Annotated in this window: 18 protein-coding genes and 2 pseudogenes; 13 read left to right on the top strand and 7 right to left on the bottom strand. The window is 66.1% G+C overall.

Annotated features, from left to right (window positions below; translation table 11 throughout):
- Positions 1 to 3: 3 nt before the first annotated feature.
- From AX709_RS15065 to fabI, 3 genes and pseudogenes are all read left to right on the top strand, one after another.
- Complete coding sequence (locus AX709_RS15065) at positions 4 to 1431, top strand: bifunctional enoyl-CoA hydratase/phosphate acetyltransferase (protein ID WP_066550586.1); 1428 nt, start codon at positions 4 to 6, stop codon at positions 1429 to 1431.
- On the top strand, positions 1424 to 2614 hold the full coding sequence (locus AX709_RS15070; RefSeq protein ID WP_007406370.1) for an acetate/propionate family kinase: 1191 nt from the start codon (positions 1424 to 1426) through the stop codon (positions 2612 to 2614). Before AX709_RS15065 ends, AX709_RS15070 begins: the two co-directional genes overlap by 8 nt.
- Positions 2611 to 3384 (top strand): annotated as a pseudogene (gene fabI, locus AX709_RS18710) (enoyl-ACP reductase FabI). The gene AX709_RS15070 and the pseudogene fabI overlap by 4 nt, the downstream one beginning before the upstream one ends.
- A 27-nt stretch (positions 3385 to 3411) precedes the next feature.
- Here fabI and AX709_RS15080 read toward each other — a convergent pair.
- Complete coding sequence (locus AX709_RS15080; protein WP_030541621.1) at positions 3412 to 3831, bottom strand: hypothetical protein; 420 nt, start codon at positions 3829 to 3831, stop codon at positions 3412 to 3414.
- Between the two features lie 275 nt (positions 3832 to 4106).
- On the opposite strand from AX709_RS15080, the gene atpD reads away from it, so the two are divergent.
- From atpD to AX709_RS15130, 10 genes are all read left to right on the top strand, one after another.
- The gene (gene atpD / locus AX709_RS15085) at positions 4107 to 5519 is read left to right on the top strand and encodes a F0F1 ATP synthase subunit beta (protein ID WP_046408695.1); all 1413 of its coding nucleotides are present in this window, start codon (positions 4107 to 4109) and stop codon (positions 5517 to 5519) included.
- Positions 5516 to 5926, top strand: a complete 411-nt coding sequence (locus AX709_RS15090) for a F0F1 ATP synthase subunit epsilon (RefSeq protein ID WP_030541620.1) — start codon at positions 5516 to 5518, stop codon at positions 5924 to 5926. Before atpD ends, AX709_RS15090 begins: the two co-directional genes overlap by 4 nt.
- Positions 5923 to 6198, top strand: coding sequence for an AtpZ/AtpI family protein (locus AX709_RS15095; protein WP_030541619.1), 276 nt, complete (start codon positions 5923 to 5925; stop codon positions 6196 to 6198). The genes AX709_RS15090 and AX709_RS15095 overlap by 4 nt, the downstream gene beginning before the upstream one ends.
- Positions 6195 to 6461: an ATP synthase subunit I gene (locus tag AX709_RS15100; protein WP_017501319.1), complete on the top strand. Its 267-nt coding sequence runs from the start codon at positions 6195 to 6197 to the stop codon at positions 6459 to 6461. Before AX709_RS15095 ends, AX709_RS15100 begins: the two co-directional genes overlap by 4 nt.
- Positions 6458 to 7159 carry a F0F1 ATP synthase subunit A gene (locus AX709_RS15105; RefSeq protein ID WP_030541618.1) on the top strand — a complete coding sequence of 234 codons (702 nt, stop codon included), beginning with the start codon at positions 6458 to 6460 and terminating at the stop codon, positions 7157 to 7159. The genes AX709_RS15100 and AX709_RS15105 overlap by 4 nt, the downstream gene beginning before the upstream one ends.
- Positions 7156 to 7398, top strand: a complete 243-nt coding sequence (locus AX709_RS15110; RefSeq protein WP_046408697.1) for a F0F1 ATP synthase subunit C — start codon at positions 7156 to 7158, stop codon at positions 7396 to 7398. Before AX709_RS15105 ends, AX709_RS15110 begins: the two co-directional genes overlap by 4 nt.
- Before the next feature lies 1 nt (position 7399).
- The gene (locus AX709_RS15115; RefSeq protein WP_030541616.1) at positions 7400 to 8149 is read left to right on the top strand and encodes a F0F1 ATP synthase subunit B family protein; all 750 of its coding nucleotides are present in this window, start codon (positions 7400 to 7402) and stop codon (positions 8147 to 8149) included.
- Positions 8133 to 9653, top strand: coding sequence for a F0F1 ATP synthase subunit alpha (locus AX709_RS15120; protein WP_030541615.1), 1521 nt, complete (start codon positions 8133 to 8135; stop codon positions 9651 to 9653). The genes AX709_RS15115 and AX709_RS15120 overlap by 17 nt, the downstream gene beginning before the upstream one ends.
- Positions 9650 to 10498, top strand: a complete 849-nt coding sequence (locus AX709_RS15125; RefSeq protein WP_046408699.1) for a F0F1 ATP synthase subunit gamma — start codon at positions 9650 to 9652, stop codon at positions 10496 to 10498. Before AX709_RS15120 ends, AX709_RS15125 begins: the two co-directional genes overlap by 4 nt.
- 79 nt (positions 10499 to 10577) lie before the next feature.
- On the top strand, positions 10578 to 12344 hold the full coding sequence (locus tag AX709_RS15130; protein WP_030541613.1) for an oleate hydratase: 1767 nt from the start codon (positions 10578 to 10580) through the stop codon (positions 12342 to 12344).
- 143 nt (positions 12345 to 12487) lie between these two features.
- Here the strand turns inward: AX709_RS15130 and AX709_RS15135 are convergent, their stop codons facing one another.
- From AX709_RS15135 to AX709_RS15155, 6 genes and pseudogenes are all read right to left on the bottom strand, one after another.
- Entirely contained in the window at positions 12488 to 13108 is a 621-nt protein-coding gene (locus tag AX709_RS15135) for a response regulator transcription factor (protein ID WP_030541612.1), read from the bottom strand.
- 344 nt (positions 13109 to 13452) lie between these two features.
- Positions 13453 to 13728, bottom strand: coding sequence for a hypothetical protein (locus tag AX709_RS18715; RefSeq protein ID WP_140159542.1), 276 nt, complete (start codon positions 13726 to 13728; stop codon positions 13453 to 13455).
- Positions 13702 to 13897: pseudogene (locus tag AX709_RS19690) on the bottom strand (hypothetical protein); the annotation flags it as partial. The pseudogene AX709_RS19690 and the gene AX709_RS18715, both read right to left, overlap by 27 nt.
- Positions 13898 to 14066: 169 nt before the next feature.
- Positions 14067 to 14951, bottom strand: a complete 885-nt coding sequence (locus AX709_RS15145; protein ID WP_030541611.1) for a ribose-phosphate pyrophosphokinase — start codon at positions 14949 to 14951, stop codon at positions 14067 to 14069.
- On the bottom strand, positions 14948 to 16486 hold the full coding sequence (locus tag AX709_RS15150; RefSeq protein WP_030541610.1) for a thymidine phosphorylase family protein: 1539 nt from the start codon (positions 16484 to 16486) through the stop codon (positions 14948 to 14950). Before AX709_RS15150 ends, AX709_RS15145 begins: the two co-directional genes overlap by 4 nt.
- On the bottom strand, positions 16483 to 17943 hold the full coding sequence (locus AX709_RS15155) for an MBL fold metallo-hydrolase RNA specificity domain-containing protein (protein WP_021245239.1): 1461 nt from the start codon (positions 17941 to 17943) through the stop codon (positions 16483 to 16485). Before AX709_RS15155 ends, AX709_RS15150 begins: the two co-directional genes overlap by 4 nt.
- Positions 17944 to 17986: the final 43 nt, after the last annotated feature.

Below are 17986 nucleotides of genomic sequence, written 5' to 3' on the forward strand. Positions count from 1 at the left end.
GCCATGGCCACCGCCAACCTCATCGAGAACCGCACGTTCGACGAGATCGCCGTCGGCGACACGGCCAGCCTCACCCGCACGCTGACCGCCGACGACATCCAGCTCTTCGCGGCGGTGTCAGGCGACGTGAATCCGGCGCATCTCGACCCTGTCTATGCCGAAACGGACATGTTCCACAGGGTCATCGCTCATGGCATGTGGGGCGCGGGGCTCATCTCGGCGATCCTGGGAACCGAGCTGCCAGGGCCCGGTGCGATCTATCTCGGCCAATCGCTTCGCTTCACCTGCCCGGTGGGCGTCGGCGACACCATCACGGCCTGCGTCACCGTCGCGCAGAAGCGCGCCGAGCATCATGTCATCGTTCTCGACTGCGCCTGCGTGAACCAAAAGGGCGAGACCGTCATCAGCGGCCAGGCCGAGGTCAAGGCGCCCACCGAGAAAGTCAGCCGGCCCCGCATGCCGCTTCCCGACGTGCGGATCGCCAGCCACGACCGCTTCCGCCAGTTGATGGAGCGCGCCAAGGACGGATCCGCGTGCGTCACGGCCGTGGTCCATCCGTGCAGCGCCGACGCCATGCGCGCGGTGGCTGAGGCCGCCGACGCCGGCATCGTCGTTCCAATTCTCATCGGACCTGCGGCGCGTATGACGAATGCGGCGAAGGACGCCGGTGTCGATATTGCCGCCTTCCGGGTGATCGGGGTCCCGCACAGCCACGCCGCCGCCGCCGAAGCCGTCGCGCGCGTACGGGCCGGCGAAGCCGCGCTGCTGATGAAGGGTTCGCTTCATACCGACGAGCTCATGGGCGCGGTCGTATCGTCCGACATGGGCCTTCGGACCGAACGCAGGATCAGCCACGCCTATGTGATGGATGTGCCCGGCTATCCGCGCCCGCTCATCATCACCGACGCCGCGATTAACATCGAGCCGACGCTTGAGGACAAGGCCGACATCGCGCGCAACGCGATCGACCTTGCCCATGTGATCGGGATCGAACAACCCAGGGTCGCGATCCTCGCCGCCGTCGAGACGGTCAATCCAAGGATGCGCACCACATTGGATGCCGCGGCGCTCTGCAAGATGGCGGACCGGGGCCAGATCGAAGGCGCGCTGCTCGATGGACCGCTCGCCCTCGATAATGCGATCAGCGAGGCGGCCGTGCGCGACAAAAGTATCGTCTCGCCGGTCGCCGGCCGGGCGGACATCCTGCTGGTGCCCAATCTGGAGGCCGGCAACATGCTCGCAAAGCAGCTGACCTTCCTGGGCGGCGCCGATGCCGCAGGCGTGGTGCTCGGCGGGCGCGTTCCGATCATCCTCACCAGCCGGGCAGACAGCGTGCGCACGCGCCTCGCCTCCTGCGCGCTCGCGGTGCTGCTGGCGCGGGCTGCAACCAAGGCGTCTCCCGGCGTTGCGGGACAGCGCCGCGATGGCTGAAATCCTGTGCCTCAACGCCGGTTCGTCGAGCCTTAAGTTCGCGCTCTACGCCGAGCCGGGCACTGATGAGCCCTCTTTGCTGGCGAGCGGCAAGATCGAGAATATCGGCCTTGAGCCGCACCTGATCGCGCGCGATGCGAAGGGGGATGTCCTTGCCGACCGGCGCTGGACGAAAGACGTCACGATCACGCATGAGACGCTGCTCAAGGATTTGCTGCGGGAGATCGAAGCTTCGGTCGGCGAGGATCTGATCGCGGTAGGACATCGGATCGTTCATGGGGGCGCCGACTATTCAGCGCCGGCGCGGGTCGACGCGCCACTCCTCGCCGCACTCGAGGCGCTTTGCCCACTGGCGCCATTGCATCAGCCCCATAATCTCGCCGCGGTCCGCGCCGTCTCCAGGCTGCGCCCCGCTCTGCTGCAAGTCGCCTGCTTCGACACCGGCTTCCATCATGGCCAGCCCCCGGTTGCGACGCGCCTCGCGCTGCCGCGCGCGCTCGGCGAAGAGGGCATGCGGCGCTACGGCTTTCACGGCATCTCCTACGAATATATCGCGCGGCAGCTGCGTTTGATCGATCCCGATACAGGCGGTGGCCGCACGATCGCCGCGCATCTCGGCAACGGGGCCAGCCTCTGTGCGATGGACGGGGGGCGCAGCATCGACACGACGATGGGGTTCACCGCACTCGACGGATTGGTGATGGGCACGCGGTGCGGAGCGCTCGACCCGGGCGCGGTGCTCTATCTTCTCCAGCAGAGGGGCATGACGGCGCGCGAAGTCGAGCATCTCCTCTACAGTGAGTCCGGCCTTTTGGGCGTGTCCGGCACATCGAGCGACATGCGCGCGCTTCTCGGCAGCGAAACGCCCGCCGCTGGGGAAGCGATCGACCTCTTCGTCTGGCAGATCGCGCGCCAGGCTGGCGCCCTCGCATCCTCGCTCGGGGGGCTCGATAGCTTCGTGTTTACCGCCGGGATCGGCGAGAATGCGCCTGAAATCCGCGCCCGCGTCGCCGATCGGCTCCGCTGGCTCGGCGTGGCGCTCGACACGGACGCGAATCTCCGCGGAGCGTCGGTCATCAGCGCGCCGTTCAGCCGTGTCACGGTGCGCATCATCCCGACCGACGAGGAGTGGATGATCGCCATCCACACCGCCGATCTTCTGCGTGAGGAGCCGAAACCATGAAACCTCTCGTCGATCTTACTGGCAAGCGCGGCCTGGTGATCGGCATCGCCAACGCGCAGAGCATCGCGGCGGGCTGCGCCCAGGCCTTCCACGACTGTGGCGCGAGACTGGCGGCGACCTATCTCAACGGAAAGGCCGAGCCGCTCGTGGCGCCCGTCGCGGAGACCCTGGGAGTCGAATGGCTCGCCGCGTGCGATGTCCGGGTGCCGGGCGAACTGGAGGCCCTGTTCGAGCGGGTGAAGTCCGAATAAGGCGGCCTCGATTTCCTGCTTCATTCGATCGCTTTCGCGCCGAACGAGGATTTGCACGGCCGCGTCGTCGACAGCTCGGCCGAAGGCCTCGCGCTGGCGATGGACGTCTCGTGCCACAGCTTCCTGCGCATGGCGCGTCTCGCCGAGCCGCTGATGTCGGATGGCGGCTGCCTGCTGTGCGTCACCTTCTACGGGTCGGAGCGGGTGGTCGAGCACTACAACCTGATGGGGCCGGTCAAAGCGGCCCTCGAAAGCGCGACCCGCTATGTCGCGGCTGAGCTTGGCCCCAAGGGCATTCGCGCCCATGCGATCTCGCCAGGCCCGATCGCGACCCGCGCTGCCAGCGGCATCGACCGCTTCGACGAGCTGCTCGAACGGGCCGCGGCGACGGTCCCGCAGCACCAGCTCGTGACCATCGAGGATGTCGGAGGGCTCGCCGCCTTCCTGGTGAGCGATGCCGGCCGCCATATCACCGGTACGATCATTCCGGTCGATGGCGGTCAGCACCTGCTCGGCTAGGGCGGCTCGCCGCGATCGGGGGCTATCCTATTTGTCGCTGGTGGCCTGCTTCTCGCCGTCGCCCGGGCTTTTCTGCCCGAACCATGGTCCGACAATGGCAGCAAAGGCATCCAGCGCCCCGGGAGCCGTCTGAGCGCTCGCGACGGCCTGCCAGGCCTGCTGCCATTCCTCGAACGCCGATCTTGTGCCGGCAATCATATGCTCGCGGACCGTGGCCATGTCCTCGAACAGTGCCCGCGGTCCGGCCGGGCTGACCGCGCCGGCGTCCGACGTCTTGTCCGTCGCGCCCGCAATCGAGGCACGCGCCTCTTCGGCGAAGCGGCCGGCGGCGCGGTTGCCGACCTCGAGCGACTCTTCGCCACCTTTCCGGGCGACTTCGGCGAGCTTCAGCATCAGGCCGACATTCGCTTTGGCGAGCGCGGCAAGTTGATCGACCGGATAGGGCATGGGACGATGAACCTTTCTCTTCGCGTCTAAGCTCCAGCGTATCGGGCATGCAGCCCTGGCCTGAGGCTCATCGCGTCGCGCCGCCGATATTCGGCGAGGCTGAATCAGAGAGAATCGGTAACTCTACGTATGCCGAATCTGCGGCTTGCCTGCGACGCTCAGCCAATGCACTTTTGGCTTGTCGTCCATGTCGTGCCCGCGGGCAGCGACTTCTACCCGTCCCGTCATGATCGCGGCACGGTCGGGCATGATTATGGTCTGACCCGGCAACCGGCATGGGCGTGATACCGTCCATAGCCAGGCTCGGCCGGATTGCGGCGCTCCGCGGTCCCGTCCTCGATGTCGAGTTCGACGAAGGGCCGCTGCCCGCAGTCAATGAAGCACTGCGCATCGATGCGGCGTCAGGCCCGCTGGTCGCGGAAGTGCAGAGCCATATTGATGATCGGACCGTCCGCGCCGTCGCGCTTCAGCCGACCTCCGGTCTGGCGCGCAATGTCGGCGTGGTGGCCTTAGGCGCACCCATCGCGGTTCCGGTCGGAGACAAGGTTCTTGGGCGGCTCCTTACGCCGACCGGGCAGGTGGGGGACGGCGGCGCGCCGCTCGGACCGGATGTGCCATTGAGGCCGATCCATCGCGCACCCCCACCGCTCGACGAGCAGAGCGCGGCGACGGCGATGTTCGAGACCGGCATCAAGGTCATCGATCTGCTCGCACCGCTTGCCCAGGGCGGCAAGGCCGCCATGTTCGGGGGCGCGGGGGTGGGCAAGACCGTGCTGGTGATGGAACTCATCAACGCGATGGTCGCCCGCTACGAGGGTGTCTCAGTGTTCGCGGGCATCGGCGAGCGATCGCGCGAGGGCCATGAGCTGCTCACCGACATGCGCGGCTCGGGTGTGATCGACAAGACCGTGCTCGTTTTCGGGCAGATGAACGAGCCGCCGGGCGCGCGCTGGCGGGTCGGGCTGACCGCGCTCACCATCGCCGAACATTTCCGCGACGAGCAGAAGCGCAACGTCCTGCTGCTCATGGATAATGTGTTCCGCTTCGTCCAGGCCGGCAGCGAGGTGTCGGGCCTGCTTGGACGCATGCCTTCGCGCGTCGGCTATCAGCCGACGCTGGCCAGCGAGGTGGCCGCGCTGCAGGAGCGCATCGCCTCTGTGCATGGGGCTGCGGTGACCGCGATCGAGGCGGTCTATGTGCCCGCCGACGATTTCACCGACCCGGCAGTCACCGCCATCTCCGCCCATCTCGACAGTTCCATTCTGCTCTCGCGCGCCATGGCGGCCGAAGGCATCTATCCCGCGGTCGATCCCTTGGGGTCCTCGTCGATCCTGCTCGATCCGCAGGTCGTGGGCGATCATCATTACGCGCTCGCCCAGCAGGCCCGCGAGACGATCGCGCATTATCGCGAGCTCCAGGACATCATCTCGCTGCTCGGCATCGAGGAACTGGGCCGCGAAGACCGGCTGATCGTCGGCAGGGCGCGGCGGCTCCAGCGCTTCCTGACCCAGCCTTTCATGGTGACCCAGGCCTTCACCGGACAGGCCGGCCGCTCGGTGGCGCTGGCTGATACCCTGAAGGGCGTCGCGGCCATCCTGTCGGGCGAGACCGACGACTGGCCCGAAAGCGCCTTCTACATGGTGGGCGATATTGAAGAGGCACGCTCTCGCGTGGGGCAGGGCGCATGAAGCTGCGCATCACCGATCCGACCGCGATCCTCGTCGACGCCGATGTCGCGTCGGTTCGCGCCGAGGATGCCAGCGGCAGTTTCGGCATCCTGTCGGGCCATGCCGATTTCCTGACCGCGCTTGGCGTCTCGATCGTCTCCTGGCGCGGCCCCGATGGCGCTCCCGGCTATTGCGCGGTGCGCAACGGCATTCTGACCGTGAGCCACGGCACGGAGGTCGCGGTCGCGACGCGCGAAGGCCATGTCGGCGATGACCTTGGAACGCTCGAGCATGACGTGCTCGCGCGCTACCGCGAGCGCGACGAGGGCGAACGATCCGAACGGACCGCGTCGGCGAAGCTCAGGATGCAGGCGATCCGCCATATGGTCGAGGCCCTGCAGGGTGGTGGCCGGGAGATCGGCCTGTGAGCACGGACAAGCCCGAGCAGCCGATCGTCGAAGCCATCCGGACCCGCGCGGAACGGCGGCGGCTTGCGCAGCGGCTTCCTTCCGTCGCCCGCAATCTCGGCCAGATCGGCGTGCTCGGCTGGCAGATCGTCCTGCCCGCGCTGGTCGGTCTCGCGATCGGCCGCTGGCTCGACCACCGGCTGGATAGCGGCATCTTCTGGACCGCGCCGCTCCTGCTCGTCGGGCTCGCCCTCGGCTGCTGGTCGGGCTGGCGCTGGATGCACCGGCAATGAGCCAGCTCTCCCCCATCCTGTTCCTGGCCCTCGGATTTGCGGTCGGCCTCGCCCATTTCGCGGCCATCGCCAGAGAAGCCGACCTCGTCACCCATGGCGGCCCGGCATCGCGCGCGATCCTGCTCAGGCTCGGGCGCCTCGCCGTCACTATTCTGGTTCTTGTCATCGCCAGCCGGCAAGGGTGGCCGGCGCTTCTTGCCGCAACAACCGGCTTCATGGGCGGGCGCCAGATCATGCTCCACCGGCTCGGAGGCGCCCGATGATATTCGCGTCACCACTTGAAAGCCATGTGCTGTTCGCGATCGGTCCGGTGCCGATCAGCCAGCCGGTCGCCACGACCTGGGGCATCATGGCCGTCCTTACAATCGGAAGCTGGCTGCTGACCCGCCGCCTTGCGTTACGCCCAACCCGAGCCCAAGCGGCGCTCGAGCTGGTCGTCGAGACCGTCGCCGGCCAGATCCGCGAGACGATGGAGGCGGAGCCGCGGCGTTATCTGCCGCTGATCGGCACGCTGTTCCTGTTCCTGCTGGTCGCCAACTGGTCGTCGCTGATCCCCGGCGTCGAGCCGCCGACCGCGACCCTCGAAACCGACGCGGCGCTGGCGCTGATCGTCTTCGGCGCGACGCTCTGGTTCGGCGTCCGCGCGCTCGGGCCCAGGGCCTATCTCGCGACCTTCGCGCGCCCCTCGATCCTGCTCGCCCCGCTCAATATCGTCGAGCTCTTCACCCGCAGCTTCTCGCTGATGGTGCGCCTGTTCGGCAACGTCATGAGCGGTGTCTTCATGATCGGCGTCGTGCTGAGCCTGGCCGGGCTGCTCGTCCCGATCCCGCTGATGGCGCTCGAAATGCTGACCGGCGCGGTCCAGGCCTACATTTTCGGCGCGCTCGCCATGGTCTTTATCGGCAGCGCTATCAGCGAGAACGGCGCCCGCCCGCCATCCAAACAGGAGTCCCCCGCATGAACTGGATCCATCTCGCCAGCATCCTCGGCGCCGCTTTCGCGATCTCGATCGGCGCAATCGCCCCGGCGCTCGGGCAGGGCAGGGCCGTCGCCGCCGCGATGGACGCGATCGCGCGCCAGCCCGAAGCCGCCAACACCATCTCGCGCACGCTGTTCGTGGGCCTCGCGATGATCGAGACGATGGCGATCTACTGCCTCGTGATTGCGCTGCTGCTGCTCTTCGCCAACCCGTTCGCCTGACATGCGGATCGACTGGTGGACGCTCGCGCTGCAGGCGGTCAATGTCCTCATCCTCGTGTGGCTGCTCGGACGCTTCCTGTTCCGTCCGGTGATGGATGCCATCGCTGCCCGCCAGGCATCGGCCCAGGCGCTGCTCGACGAAGCGCGGGAGGCAAAGGACCGGGCACAGGCCGAAGCGCAGGCGCTCAAGACGCAGAATGACGGCTTCGTCGCGGATGCGGCGGCTCGCCGCGCCGAGATCCGGACCGAGGCCGAAGCGGAGCGCCAGCGCCTCCTCGCGCAGGCCAGGCTCGAGGCGGACGCCGTCGTCGAGCAAGGCCATGCGGCGATCGATGCCGAACGCGGGCGGGTGGCGGCGCAGTGGCGGGAAAAGGCAGCGAGCCTCGCCGCCTCGATGGCAGGCACGTTGCTCGCTCGTCTCCCGCCCGAGCAGACGGTGCAGGCCATGGTCGACGCGCTCAAGGCGCGGCTCGGGGACCTTTCCGAGGCGGATCGCCTCAGCCTGGCGGCCGCCGGGCCCGTCACCGTCGCGACGCCCGCGCCGCTGACGGCCGATCTGCAGACGCAGGTAGCGCGCGCGCTTGGCGAAATCCTGCCGGATACCGCGACCCCGATTTTCGCGGTCGATCCAGATCTCATCGCCGGCGCGGAGCTTCGCACGCCCCACGCCGTCGTGCGCAACAGCTGGCGCGCCGATCTCGACGCCATGGTGGAGAGCCTCAATGAGGACAATCATGCCCGGATCGCCTGAAGACTGGCTGACGCAGGCCCAGAGCTGCATCGCGCGCGCCAATCTCGGGCCGCGTGTCGATGCAATTGGCCGGGTGGAATCGATCGGCGACGGCGTTGCCATGGTCTCGGGCCTTCCGGACTCGCGCCTCGACGAATTGCTCTATCTCGCCCGGGGCCAGACCGGATTCGTCCACACGCTCGACCGGGACCGGATTGGCTGCGTGCTGCTCGACGATGCCGCACAGGTGGAGGCAGGAGACACCGTAACCGGCTCGGGCGAGGTGGTGCGCGTGCCGGTTGGCGAGGCATTGCTTGGCCGAGTCGTCGATCCGCTCGGCCGTCCGCTCGATGGGGGCGCGCCGATCCGGGCCAGGCGCTTCGATCCTGTCGAACGGCCGGCGCCGGCGATCATCGAACGCGACCTCGTCGTCCAGCCGGTGCAGACCGGCACGCTCGCAATCGATGCGATGTTCGCCATCGGCCGGGGGCAGCGCGAACTCATTCTCGGTGACCGCGCCACCGGCAAGACGGCGCTCGCGGTCGACACGATCATCAACCAGCGCACCAGCGACATGATCTGCGTCTATGTCGCGATCGGCCAGAAAAGCTCGGCGGTCGCGCGCGTGGTCGATCAGGTGCGGCGGCATGGCGCGCCGGATCGCACCATCTTCGTCGTGGCGAGCCCCGCCGCGGCGCCGGGGCTGCAATGGATCGCGCCGTTCGCGGGCTTCACGATGGCCGAGTATTTTCGGGATGGTGGCGGCCATGCGGTGGTGGTGCTCGACGATCTCACCAAGCATGCCGCGACCCATCGCGAGATCGCCCTGCTGATCGGACAGCCGCCCGGGCGCGAGGCCTATCCAGGCGACGTCTTCTTCCTCCATTCCCGCCTGCTCGAACGTGCGGCGCGTCTCTCGACGGAGAAGGGGGGCGGTTCGCTCACGGCTCTGCCGATCGCGGAGACCGATGCCGGCAACGTCAGCGCCTATATTCCGACCAATCTGATCTCGATCACCGACGGTCAGATCATTCTCGACGCGAAGCTGTTCGCGCAGGGGCACAAGCCCGCCATCGACGTGGGCACGAGCGTGAGCCGGGTCGGCGGCAAGACGCAGCTTCGCGTCCTGCGCGACGCGAGCGGGACCATGCGCCTCGACTATGCGCAGTTCCTCGAGCTCGAGATGTTCACCCGCTTCGGCGAGCAGCCCGAGCCGCGTGTCCGCGCCCAGATCGAACGGGGCAAGCGCTTGCGCGCCTTGCTCGTGCAACCGCTGTCGAGTCCCCTACGGGTCGTCGACCAGGTGGCGCTGGCCGTGGCGCTCGGCGAAGGGTTGCTCGATGGCATGGTGGTCTCGGAGATACCGTCGCTCCGCGCGCGGCTGCCCGCCTGGATCGACGATCACGTCCCCGATCTATGCGCGCAGATCGAGCGGACTGGACAGATCGACACCGCGCAGCGGTCCGCTCTGATAACGACGGTGAAAGCGCTGATCGAAAGCCAGCCGGCCGGTTCTGCATCATGAGCGATCGCCTCGCCGAGATCGGCCACCGGATCGAGACCGTCCGCCAGCTCGGTGCGGTGGTCAACGCCATGCAGGGCATCGCCGCGCAGCGGGCGCAGCAGGCGCGCGCGCTGCTGCCCGCGGTGCGACGCTATGCGGAGACCGCCCGCACCGCCATTGGCCAGGCGCGCCGCCTTGACGAGCCACTGGCGCGTTTTCCGGCGCGGGCGGTCGGTGGTGCGAGAGGCGGCCTTATCCTGTTCGGTGCGGAGCAAGGCTTTGCCGGGGCCTTTCCGGAGCAGCTGCTCGACGGCGCCGCGGCCGACATGCAGGACAGGCATATTCTTCTGATTGGCGCGCGCACGGCCACGCTTGCGACCGAGCGCGGTCTGCGCATCGCATGGAGCGCGAGCATGCCGAGCAAGGCCGATGCGCTGCCCGCACTCGCGACAAGCATCATCGACGCGCTGTACGACTATCTGGACGAGACCGGCGCGGTGCCCATCACCATGGCTTATCCGGTCTGGAGCAGCGGCAAGGGCGTCTCGATCGTGCGCGCGAGCCTCCTGCCGCTCGACCTCGACACTTTCCCCGCGTCCACGGCGGATTTGCCGCCGCTCGTCAATATCAACGCGGCGGACCTTATCGGCGACCTGACCGCGGAATATGTCTTCGCCCAGATCTGCGCGGCTGCGGTCGAGACGTTCGTCGCCGAGAATGAGGCACGGCTGCGCACCATGGCGACCGCCCGCAGCCACATCGATCGCAAGGGCGAGGCCCTGCGCCTCGAGGAGCGCCTCACGCGTCAGGATCAGATCACCAGTGAAGTCGTCGAACTGAGCGGCGGGCGACATCGGCGAGAATGAATGCAGGGCAGGCACTTCTGCTGTTCAGCAAGAAACCGCAGAACCGCCATTGTCGTCGGGATCGAAGAGGGAGTTCGCCATGCACTATAGTAGCGGAAACTACGAAGCTTTCGTGCGCCCCCGCAAACCTGAGGGCGCTGACAGGAAGACGGCCTGGTTCGTCGGCTCGGGTCTTGCGGGACTAGCGGGCGCGGCGTTCCTGATCCGCGACGGCGGCGTCGCCGGCGAGCGTATTACCATCCTTGAGGAGCTGCATGTTCCCGGCGGCGCGCTCGACGGCCTCGACGTCCCCGAAAAGGGGTTCGTCATCCGCGGAGGGCGCGAGATGGAGGAGCATTTCGAATGCCTCTGGGATCTCTATCGCTCGATCCCTTCGCTGGAGATCGAGGATGCGAGTGTGCTCGACGAATTCTACCGGCTCAACAAGGACGATCCGAATTTTTCGCTGCAGCGCGTCACGCAGAACCAGGGCCAGGATGTGCCTGACAAGGCTTTGCTGACACTCAGCGATCGCGCGCGAAGAGATCTGATCTCCGTCTTCCTCGCGACGCGGGAGGAGATGGAGAACAAGCGGATCAACGAAGTCTTCGGCGATGATTTCCTCAGGAGCAACTTCTGGCTCTACTGGCGCACCATGTTCGCCTTCGAGGAATGGCATTCCGCGCTTGAGATGAAGCTCTATCTCCATCGCTTCATCCACCATATCGGCAGTCTGGCGGATTTCTCCTCACTCAAGTTCAACCGCTACAATCAATATGAATCGATGGTCCTGCCGCTGGTCAACTGGCTGCAGGATCGCGGCGTCAGGTTTCGCTACGGCGTCGAGGTCACCGACGTCGATTTCGACATCCGGCCCGGCCGCAAACAGGCGACCCGGATTGCCTGGATCGAAAACGGGGTCGAAGGCGGCGTCGATCTCGGCGCCGACGACCTCGTCTTCATCACCATCGGATCGCTGACCGAGAATTCCGACAATGGCGATCATCATACACCGGCCAGGCTGAATGAGGGGCCGGCGCCGGCCTGGGACCTGTGGCGCCGGATCGCGGCCAAGGACCCGGCCTTTGGTCGTCCCGACGTGTTTGGATCCCATATCCCGGAAACCAAATGGGCGTCGGCGACCATCACCACGCTCGACGCGCGCATTCCGGCGTACATTCGCAAGATCGCCAGGCGCGATCCGTTCAGCGGCACGGTGGTGACCGGCGGCATCATCACGGTCAAGGACTCGAGCTGGCTGCTGAGCTGGACGGTGAGCCGGCAACCCCACTTCAGGAAGCAGCCGAAGGACCAGATCGTCGCCTGGTTCTATGCCTTGTTCGTCGACCGACCCGGCGACTATGTGAAGAAGCCGATGCAGGACTGTACGGGCGAGGAGATCACGCAAGAATGGCTCTATCATCTCGGCGTGCCGGTCGAGGATATTCCTGGGCTCGCCGCGACGGGGGCGACGACCGTGCCGGTGATGATGCCCTACATCACCGCCTTCTTCATGCCGCGCCAGGCCGGCGACCGGCCGGACGTGGTGCCCGAGGGCGCGGTCAACTTCGCCTTTGTCGGCCAGTTTGCCGAGTCGAAGCAGCGTGATTGTATCTTCACGACGGAATATTCGGTGCGCACGCCGATGGAGGCCGTCTACACGCTGATGAAGGTCGAACGCGGCGTGCCGGAAGTGTTCAACTCAACCTATGATATCCGCACGCTTCTGGCCACAATCGGGCCGCTCAGGGATGGCAAAGGGATCGACATTCCCGGCCCGTCCTTCCTGCGCAAGCTGTTGATGAAGAAGCTTGAAGGCACAGAGATCGCCCAGCTGTTGGAAGAGTTTCATCTCCTTTCGCGATAGCAATCAAGCGCGACCCTTCGCCTGGGCTCACGAAAATTCCGCCAAAAGCTGATGAACAACGTCGATGCATCCCGGCAGGCACTATGTCCGCGCCATCAGGTGACACGCAGAGATTCAACCGCAGCAGCCCTGGCCGCCTTTACCTACAGCGGCCTTCCCATTCCAGCCGCAAAGGCGATCCGCAAGGTTTCGGCAAGGGTACGGACTCCAAGCTTGGACATGATGCTCGCGCGATGGACTTCGACCGTCCGTGAAGAAATGCCCAGATCATAGGCGATGGTCTTGTTCGGAAGGCCTTGCGCAAGGCCTTCGAGAACATCCCGTTCGCGCGGTGTCAGTAGATCGACCTGTCGGCATGCCTCGGCTTCTTCGAGAGCGCGCCCCTCGGCCGTGTCGATGCGCGCGAACGCTCGGTCTATCGCATCGAGCAGCAGCGCCCGTTCGATAGGTTTGGCCAGGAAATCGACAGCACCCGCCTTCATCGCTTGGACAGCAAGCGCAATGTCTCCGTTGCCGGTCAGCATCACGACTGGCATGCTTATATCCATCTGCGTCAGCGCTGCCTGAACCTGTAGACCGTTCATGTCCGGCATGTGCATGTCGAGAACGATGCTACCTCTTTCAGCTTCATCTGCAATTTTCAGAAAGTCGACTCCCGAGCCATAGGTCTCGACGGCAAATCCCGCTGTCCTTAATGTGAATCCTACAGCTTTCCTGATTGTTTCTTCGTCATCAATGACATGAACGACGCGCTTGCTCTCCATGGCCCCCCGGACGTGTTGGCATTGCTGCGCACCCCAGCGGGCACAGCTTCAAAGGGGAGACCTTCTACGGGTAGGACCATGGTCCAAGGTCAAGGCCGAAATACCGCCGCATCACAACAGGCAAGGCAGGTGCTCGGCGAGAGGGGGGTAAGCGACCCGGCATCATGTGCCGAACTTTGCGAGATGACCGCTCTTGCGAACGGGGCGGCGCTCCCTCTGGTCTCCCGGCGGCAAGGCGCCGCAAGACGCTGCCGCCGGGAGTGGGCACGCCTCTTGGGGGATGAGCGCGCTGGTTGCTCCTAAGCTCGACGCGTCATGTTGTCATGGCAAGAAGCTGATAATCGCTATTCTGTGTCAGCAGCGCGCCGTAACGCCGATGTCCGGGGCGGATCGCAGCTCCGCTCGCGCGCCGCTACGGCACGGCGAATCCGATTCAGCACGAACCGGTGATCATAGGGTTTTGAGATCGAAGGCTGATCATCGCAGAGATCGCCCGCCTTCCGTGTCGCAGTTTCGATATTCCCGGCGAGGATGGCACCGATACCGGGTTGTTCCTGACGAACCAAGGATGCCAGGCCCGCGCCGCGCTCAGCGCGATCGAGCCAGCGCAGCGCTGCCATCACATCGTCGACCGGCACCGGGATGCTGGCGGGCGACGGAGGGCCGGTTGGCCCTCGACGGCGGAGCGATCGGACGCCCAGGATGCAAGGATGGCGGGCTTCACTTCGGGCTCAAGCTGCGGGTCCGAGCAACGATGAAGGGATCAAGGAAAGAGCGTGTGTGCGACATGACATATCCTCCTTTCCTGCCGCGACTTTCTCCGAAAGCGAAGTTCCCGGAAGATTGGTTCGGGCTCGTGTAGGGTCAATGGATGGGAATGCGCCCGGCGTTTGCCGGGCGTTCGTTTTCATCGTGCATTGAGCATTGAGTACTGAAGAACTGACGCGCAGCGCACCGTTCAAATTCCGTGACGAACGGCCTCCGCAATCGCCGGCATCACGTCGATATCATTAGAGGTATGCGCAACAGCGTTCGTGCTCACGATCCTCTCGACGAGCCCACCCAGGACTTGCGCTGCATCGCCGGCGAAAAGCGGATGCACGACCACGCAATCCGGTCGCGCGAACCCCATGCCGACCAGCTGGCGCGCCGCCTCGGCGAGGGTCCGGCCGGATGAGGCGATATCGTCGACCAGCACCGGCTGGCGATCGAGAAACGCTGGGGCATTCGGAATCGAGATGGTGACGTCACGGTCGCCGGACCGGATTTTCTCGCACACGAGAAACGGAGCATCGGCATCGGCCGCCACCTGCGAGACCCACTGTTCGCTTTCCAGGTCCGGACCGATGATCAGCGGACGAGCGACATTGCGCTTGATCCACGAGGCCAGAAGCCGCGCAGCATGAACAACCTGGGTCGGGATGCGGTAGATTTCCGACAACGCATGATAGCGGTGGAGATGCGGATCGACCGTCACCAGCCAGTCGAGATGGCGGGACAGGATCGCGGCAAAGGTTCGCGACGTCACCGCCTCGCCGGCATGGAAGCGAATGTCCTGGCGCATGTAAGCGAGGTAGGGGGCGACGAGCCCGATCCTGCGAGCGCCCAGATCGCGCGCGGTGTCGGCTGCGAACAGCAGCGGCAACAGCTTGGCGTCCGGATGATCGAGACTGCACAGCAGGATGACGTCGCGGTCGCTGATGTCGCTTACGACCCTGAGATAGGTTTCCCCGTCGGGAAACTGACGATGCTCGATCGTGCCGACCTCTGCATCGAGTGCGGCGGATAGCGGCTGTGCCAGGGCCTCGCTGCCAGACAGCGCGAACAGCACGGGACGGTTCATAGCGCTTCAATCCCGAAGATCGGCCCGTCGCTCACCGCATAGGCCGCCGCATAATCGAGCTCGCCCGGGCTCTCGGCATGAATGGTGCTCAAGGGAGCCCCGGCATCCACCATCTGGTTCAGCCGACACTGCAGCGCGACGCCGGCGGCCTTGGCCATCGGCGCGCCGGCAAGCTTCGCGACCGTCGCGAGCTTGCGATTGTCGATACTCACCAGGCGGCCGCTATAGGGAGCGATCATATCCTGTTGGAACCGGGCGACCGGTGGAGCCCGCATGCCGCCCTGCGCTTCGCAGATACGTTGGAACTTGGCCCAGGCCCGGCCGCTTTCGAGGCACGCCCGCGCACGCGCATAGCCTTCGCCGGCCGGGGCCGCGTCCGCGAGCTCAAGCAGTCCTCCCGCCAGCTCGCAGGCCCGGTGGGCGAGATCCTCGGCGCCAGGCTGCCCCTGGAGCACGGCAAGGATATCCTGCGCCTCGAGCGCCGGACCGATGCCCCGTCCGATCGGCTCCGCGCCGGGGCCGCGCATCACGCGCGTGCGAAGCCCGAAGGCTTGGGCGACCGAGCTCAGCGCGCGCTCGAGGGTGTCGGCGGCAGCGGCTCCGCGGACCTTGGCGGTCGGCCCGACCGGGATGTCGATGACCAGATGGGTCGCACCGGCCGCGACTTTCTTGGACAGCACCGAGGCGACCATCTGCCCGACGGCATCGATATCGAGCACGCGCTCCACGCCGATGATCACGTCGTCGGCAGGGCTGAGATTGACGGCGCCGCCCCAGGCGATGCAGCCGCCTTCGCGCTCGACCACCTTGCGGATTGCGGAAACGTCGAGGTCGACAGGTGCCAGCACCTCCATCGTGTCCGCCGTGCCGGCCGGCGAGGTGATCGCCCGCGACGATGTCTTGGGCATGATCAGGCCCTCCGCGGCCATGATCGAGACGATGATCGGCGTGGTGCGATTGCCCGGCAATCCACCGACGCTATGCTTGTCGACGATGACCGTTCCGGGCCACTGCAATCGCTCGCCGACATCGACCATCGCCCTGGTCAGGCTGATCGTTTCGTCCGTATCGAGCGGGACCGCCGAGCAGGCCGTGACGAATGCCGAGAGATGGACATCGCTATAGCGTCGCTCGGCGATGTCGGTGATGATCGCTGAAAAAGCCCCGTCACTGAGACGATTGCCATAGATACGCCGACGCACTTCGGCGAGCGAGGCGAGAGGCTGGGCGTGCGCGATCTCGACCGGATCGCCCTCGCTGACGCCGAGCCGCTGCCATGCGGATTCCGAGAGGCCGATCTCGCCGGGCGCTGGAGCCTCCGCGGAACTGTGCAGCAGCGAGACGACGATTTCCCGCCCGCCGGCGCGCAGCGCGACCTGCGCGCGGGACGCAAGACCTTCCGAGCGGCAGACGGGACAGTCGTGGCGCATGACCGCAATCAGATCGCTACCGGCACCCGACAGGCCGATGCGGCGTGCCCGCAGCGTCGTCGCGACAGACTCTGCTTCGGCGTTCTCGATGATCCCGGGCTTCACGCGAGCATGCCCCAGCTACCCAGCGCCGGTACGCTGCATGCCCAGCCCAGTTCCTCCGAGACACGCTTCGCCAGGACGTGGGCGCCGGTCGGCTCGCCATGGGTGACATAGACGTGGCGCGGGGCCTCGTGCAGCGAGCCGAGCCAGCGCATGAGCTCGTCGCTGTCGGCATGCGCCGAGAGCATCGTCAGGTTGGCGACCTCGGCTTCGACCGGGATATACTCGCCGTGGATCTTGATCGTCCGGGCGCCGCCGATCATGGCGGCGCCGCGGGTGCCCGCCGCCTGGAAGCCCGAGAAGAGGATGAGGTTCTTCCCATCCGGCGCGAAGCGCTTGAGATGGTGGAGCACGCGGCCGCCCGTTGCCATTCCGCTGGCCGAGATGATGACCTTTGGGGCGGGGTTGGCGGTGAGTTCCTTGGATTCCTCCACTTCGCGCACATAGTGCGCGACGCTGCACGCCGCTTCGCACTCGGCGCGGGCCAGGCGATGCTCGTCCATGAAATCGCACATCAGCCCGCTCGCGTTGATCGCCATCGGGCTGTCGAGGAAGATCGGGATGTCGCGGAGGCGTCCCTGCGCGCGCAGACGCGAGAAATGATAGAGAAGCGACTGGACCCGTCCCACGGCGAAGGCCGGGATCACCACCGTCCCTCCTCTCTCGACGCATCGTTCGACATGATCTCCAAGCGTCTTTGTCGGATCGACCTGCTCGTGGCGCCGATCGCCATAGGTCGATTCCACCAGGACATAGTCGGCGCGCGCGGGCGGCTCGGGATCTTTCATCACCGAATCGCCGTAACGGCCGATGTCGCCTGAGAAGAGGATTGTCCGCCCCTTCCAGTCGATCTCGATCGACGCCGCGCCGAGGATGTGGCCGGCGCGATGATAGCGCACCCTGATGCCGTCCGTGACTGCATGCCACGCTCCGAACTCGATCGGCCGGAAGAGCTGCAATGCCAGACGCGCGTCAGCCTGGGTGTAGAGCGGCAGCGCCGGCTGGTGCCTGGAGAAGCCGTGCCGGTTGGCGAACTCCGCATCCTTTTCCTGCAGATGACCGCTGTCGGGAAGAAGGAGCTCGCACAGGGCCGCGGTCGCCCGGGTGGCAAGGACGGTACCGTCCCAGCCCAGGCGCGCCATGCGCGGTAGCGCGCCCGAGTGATCGAGATGAGCGTGGGTCAGCAGGACTTGGCCGACATCGGCGACTTCGGGTGGAATTGGCGCCCAATTAAGGCGGCGCAGATCCCTGGGTCCTTGAAACAGGCCGGAATCGACAACGATCTGAGTTTCACCATCGTCCACCAGATAACGCGACCCTGTGACCGTTCCCGATGCGCCGAGAAAGGCGACGCCGAGACCATCGGCCGGGCGCTTAGCCAGATCGATCCTTGCTTCGCGCTCGAGGACGGTCACGCCGGACTGGTTGCGGGAATGGTGCCGTTTCTTTCTCTTGTGCATGGACGCGGGCCTGCCTCTCACGATTATGTTCGTGAGCGCAGCT

Source organism: Sphingomonas sp. CCH15-F11, assembly GCF_001557005.1.
Classification (GTDB): Bacteria; Pseudomonadota; Alphaproteobacteria; order Sphingomonadales; family Sphingomonadaceae; genus Sphingomonas.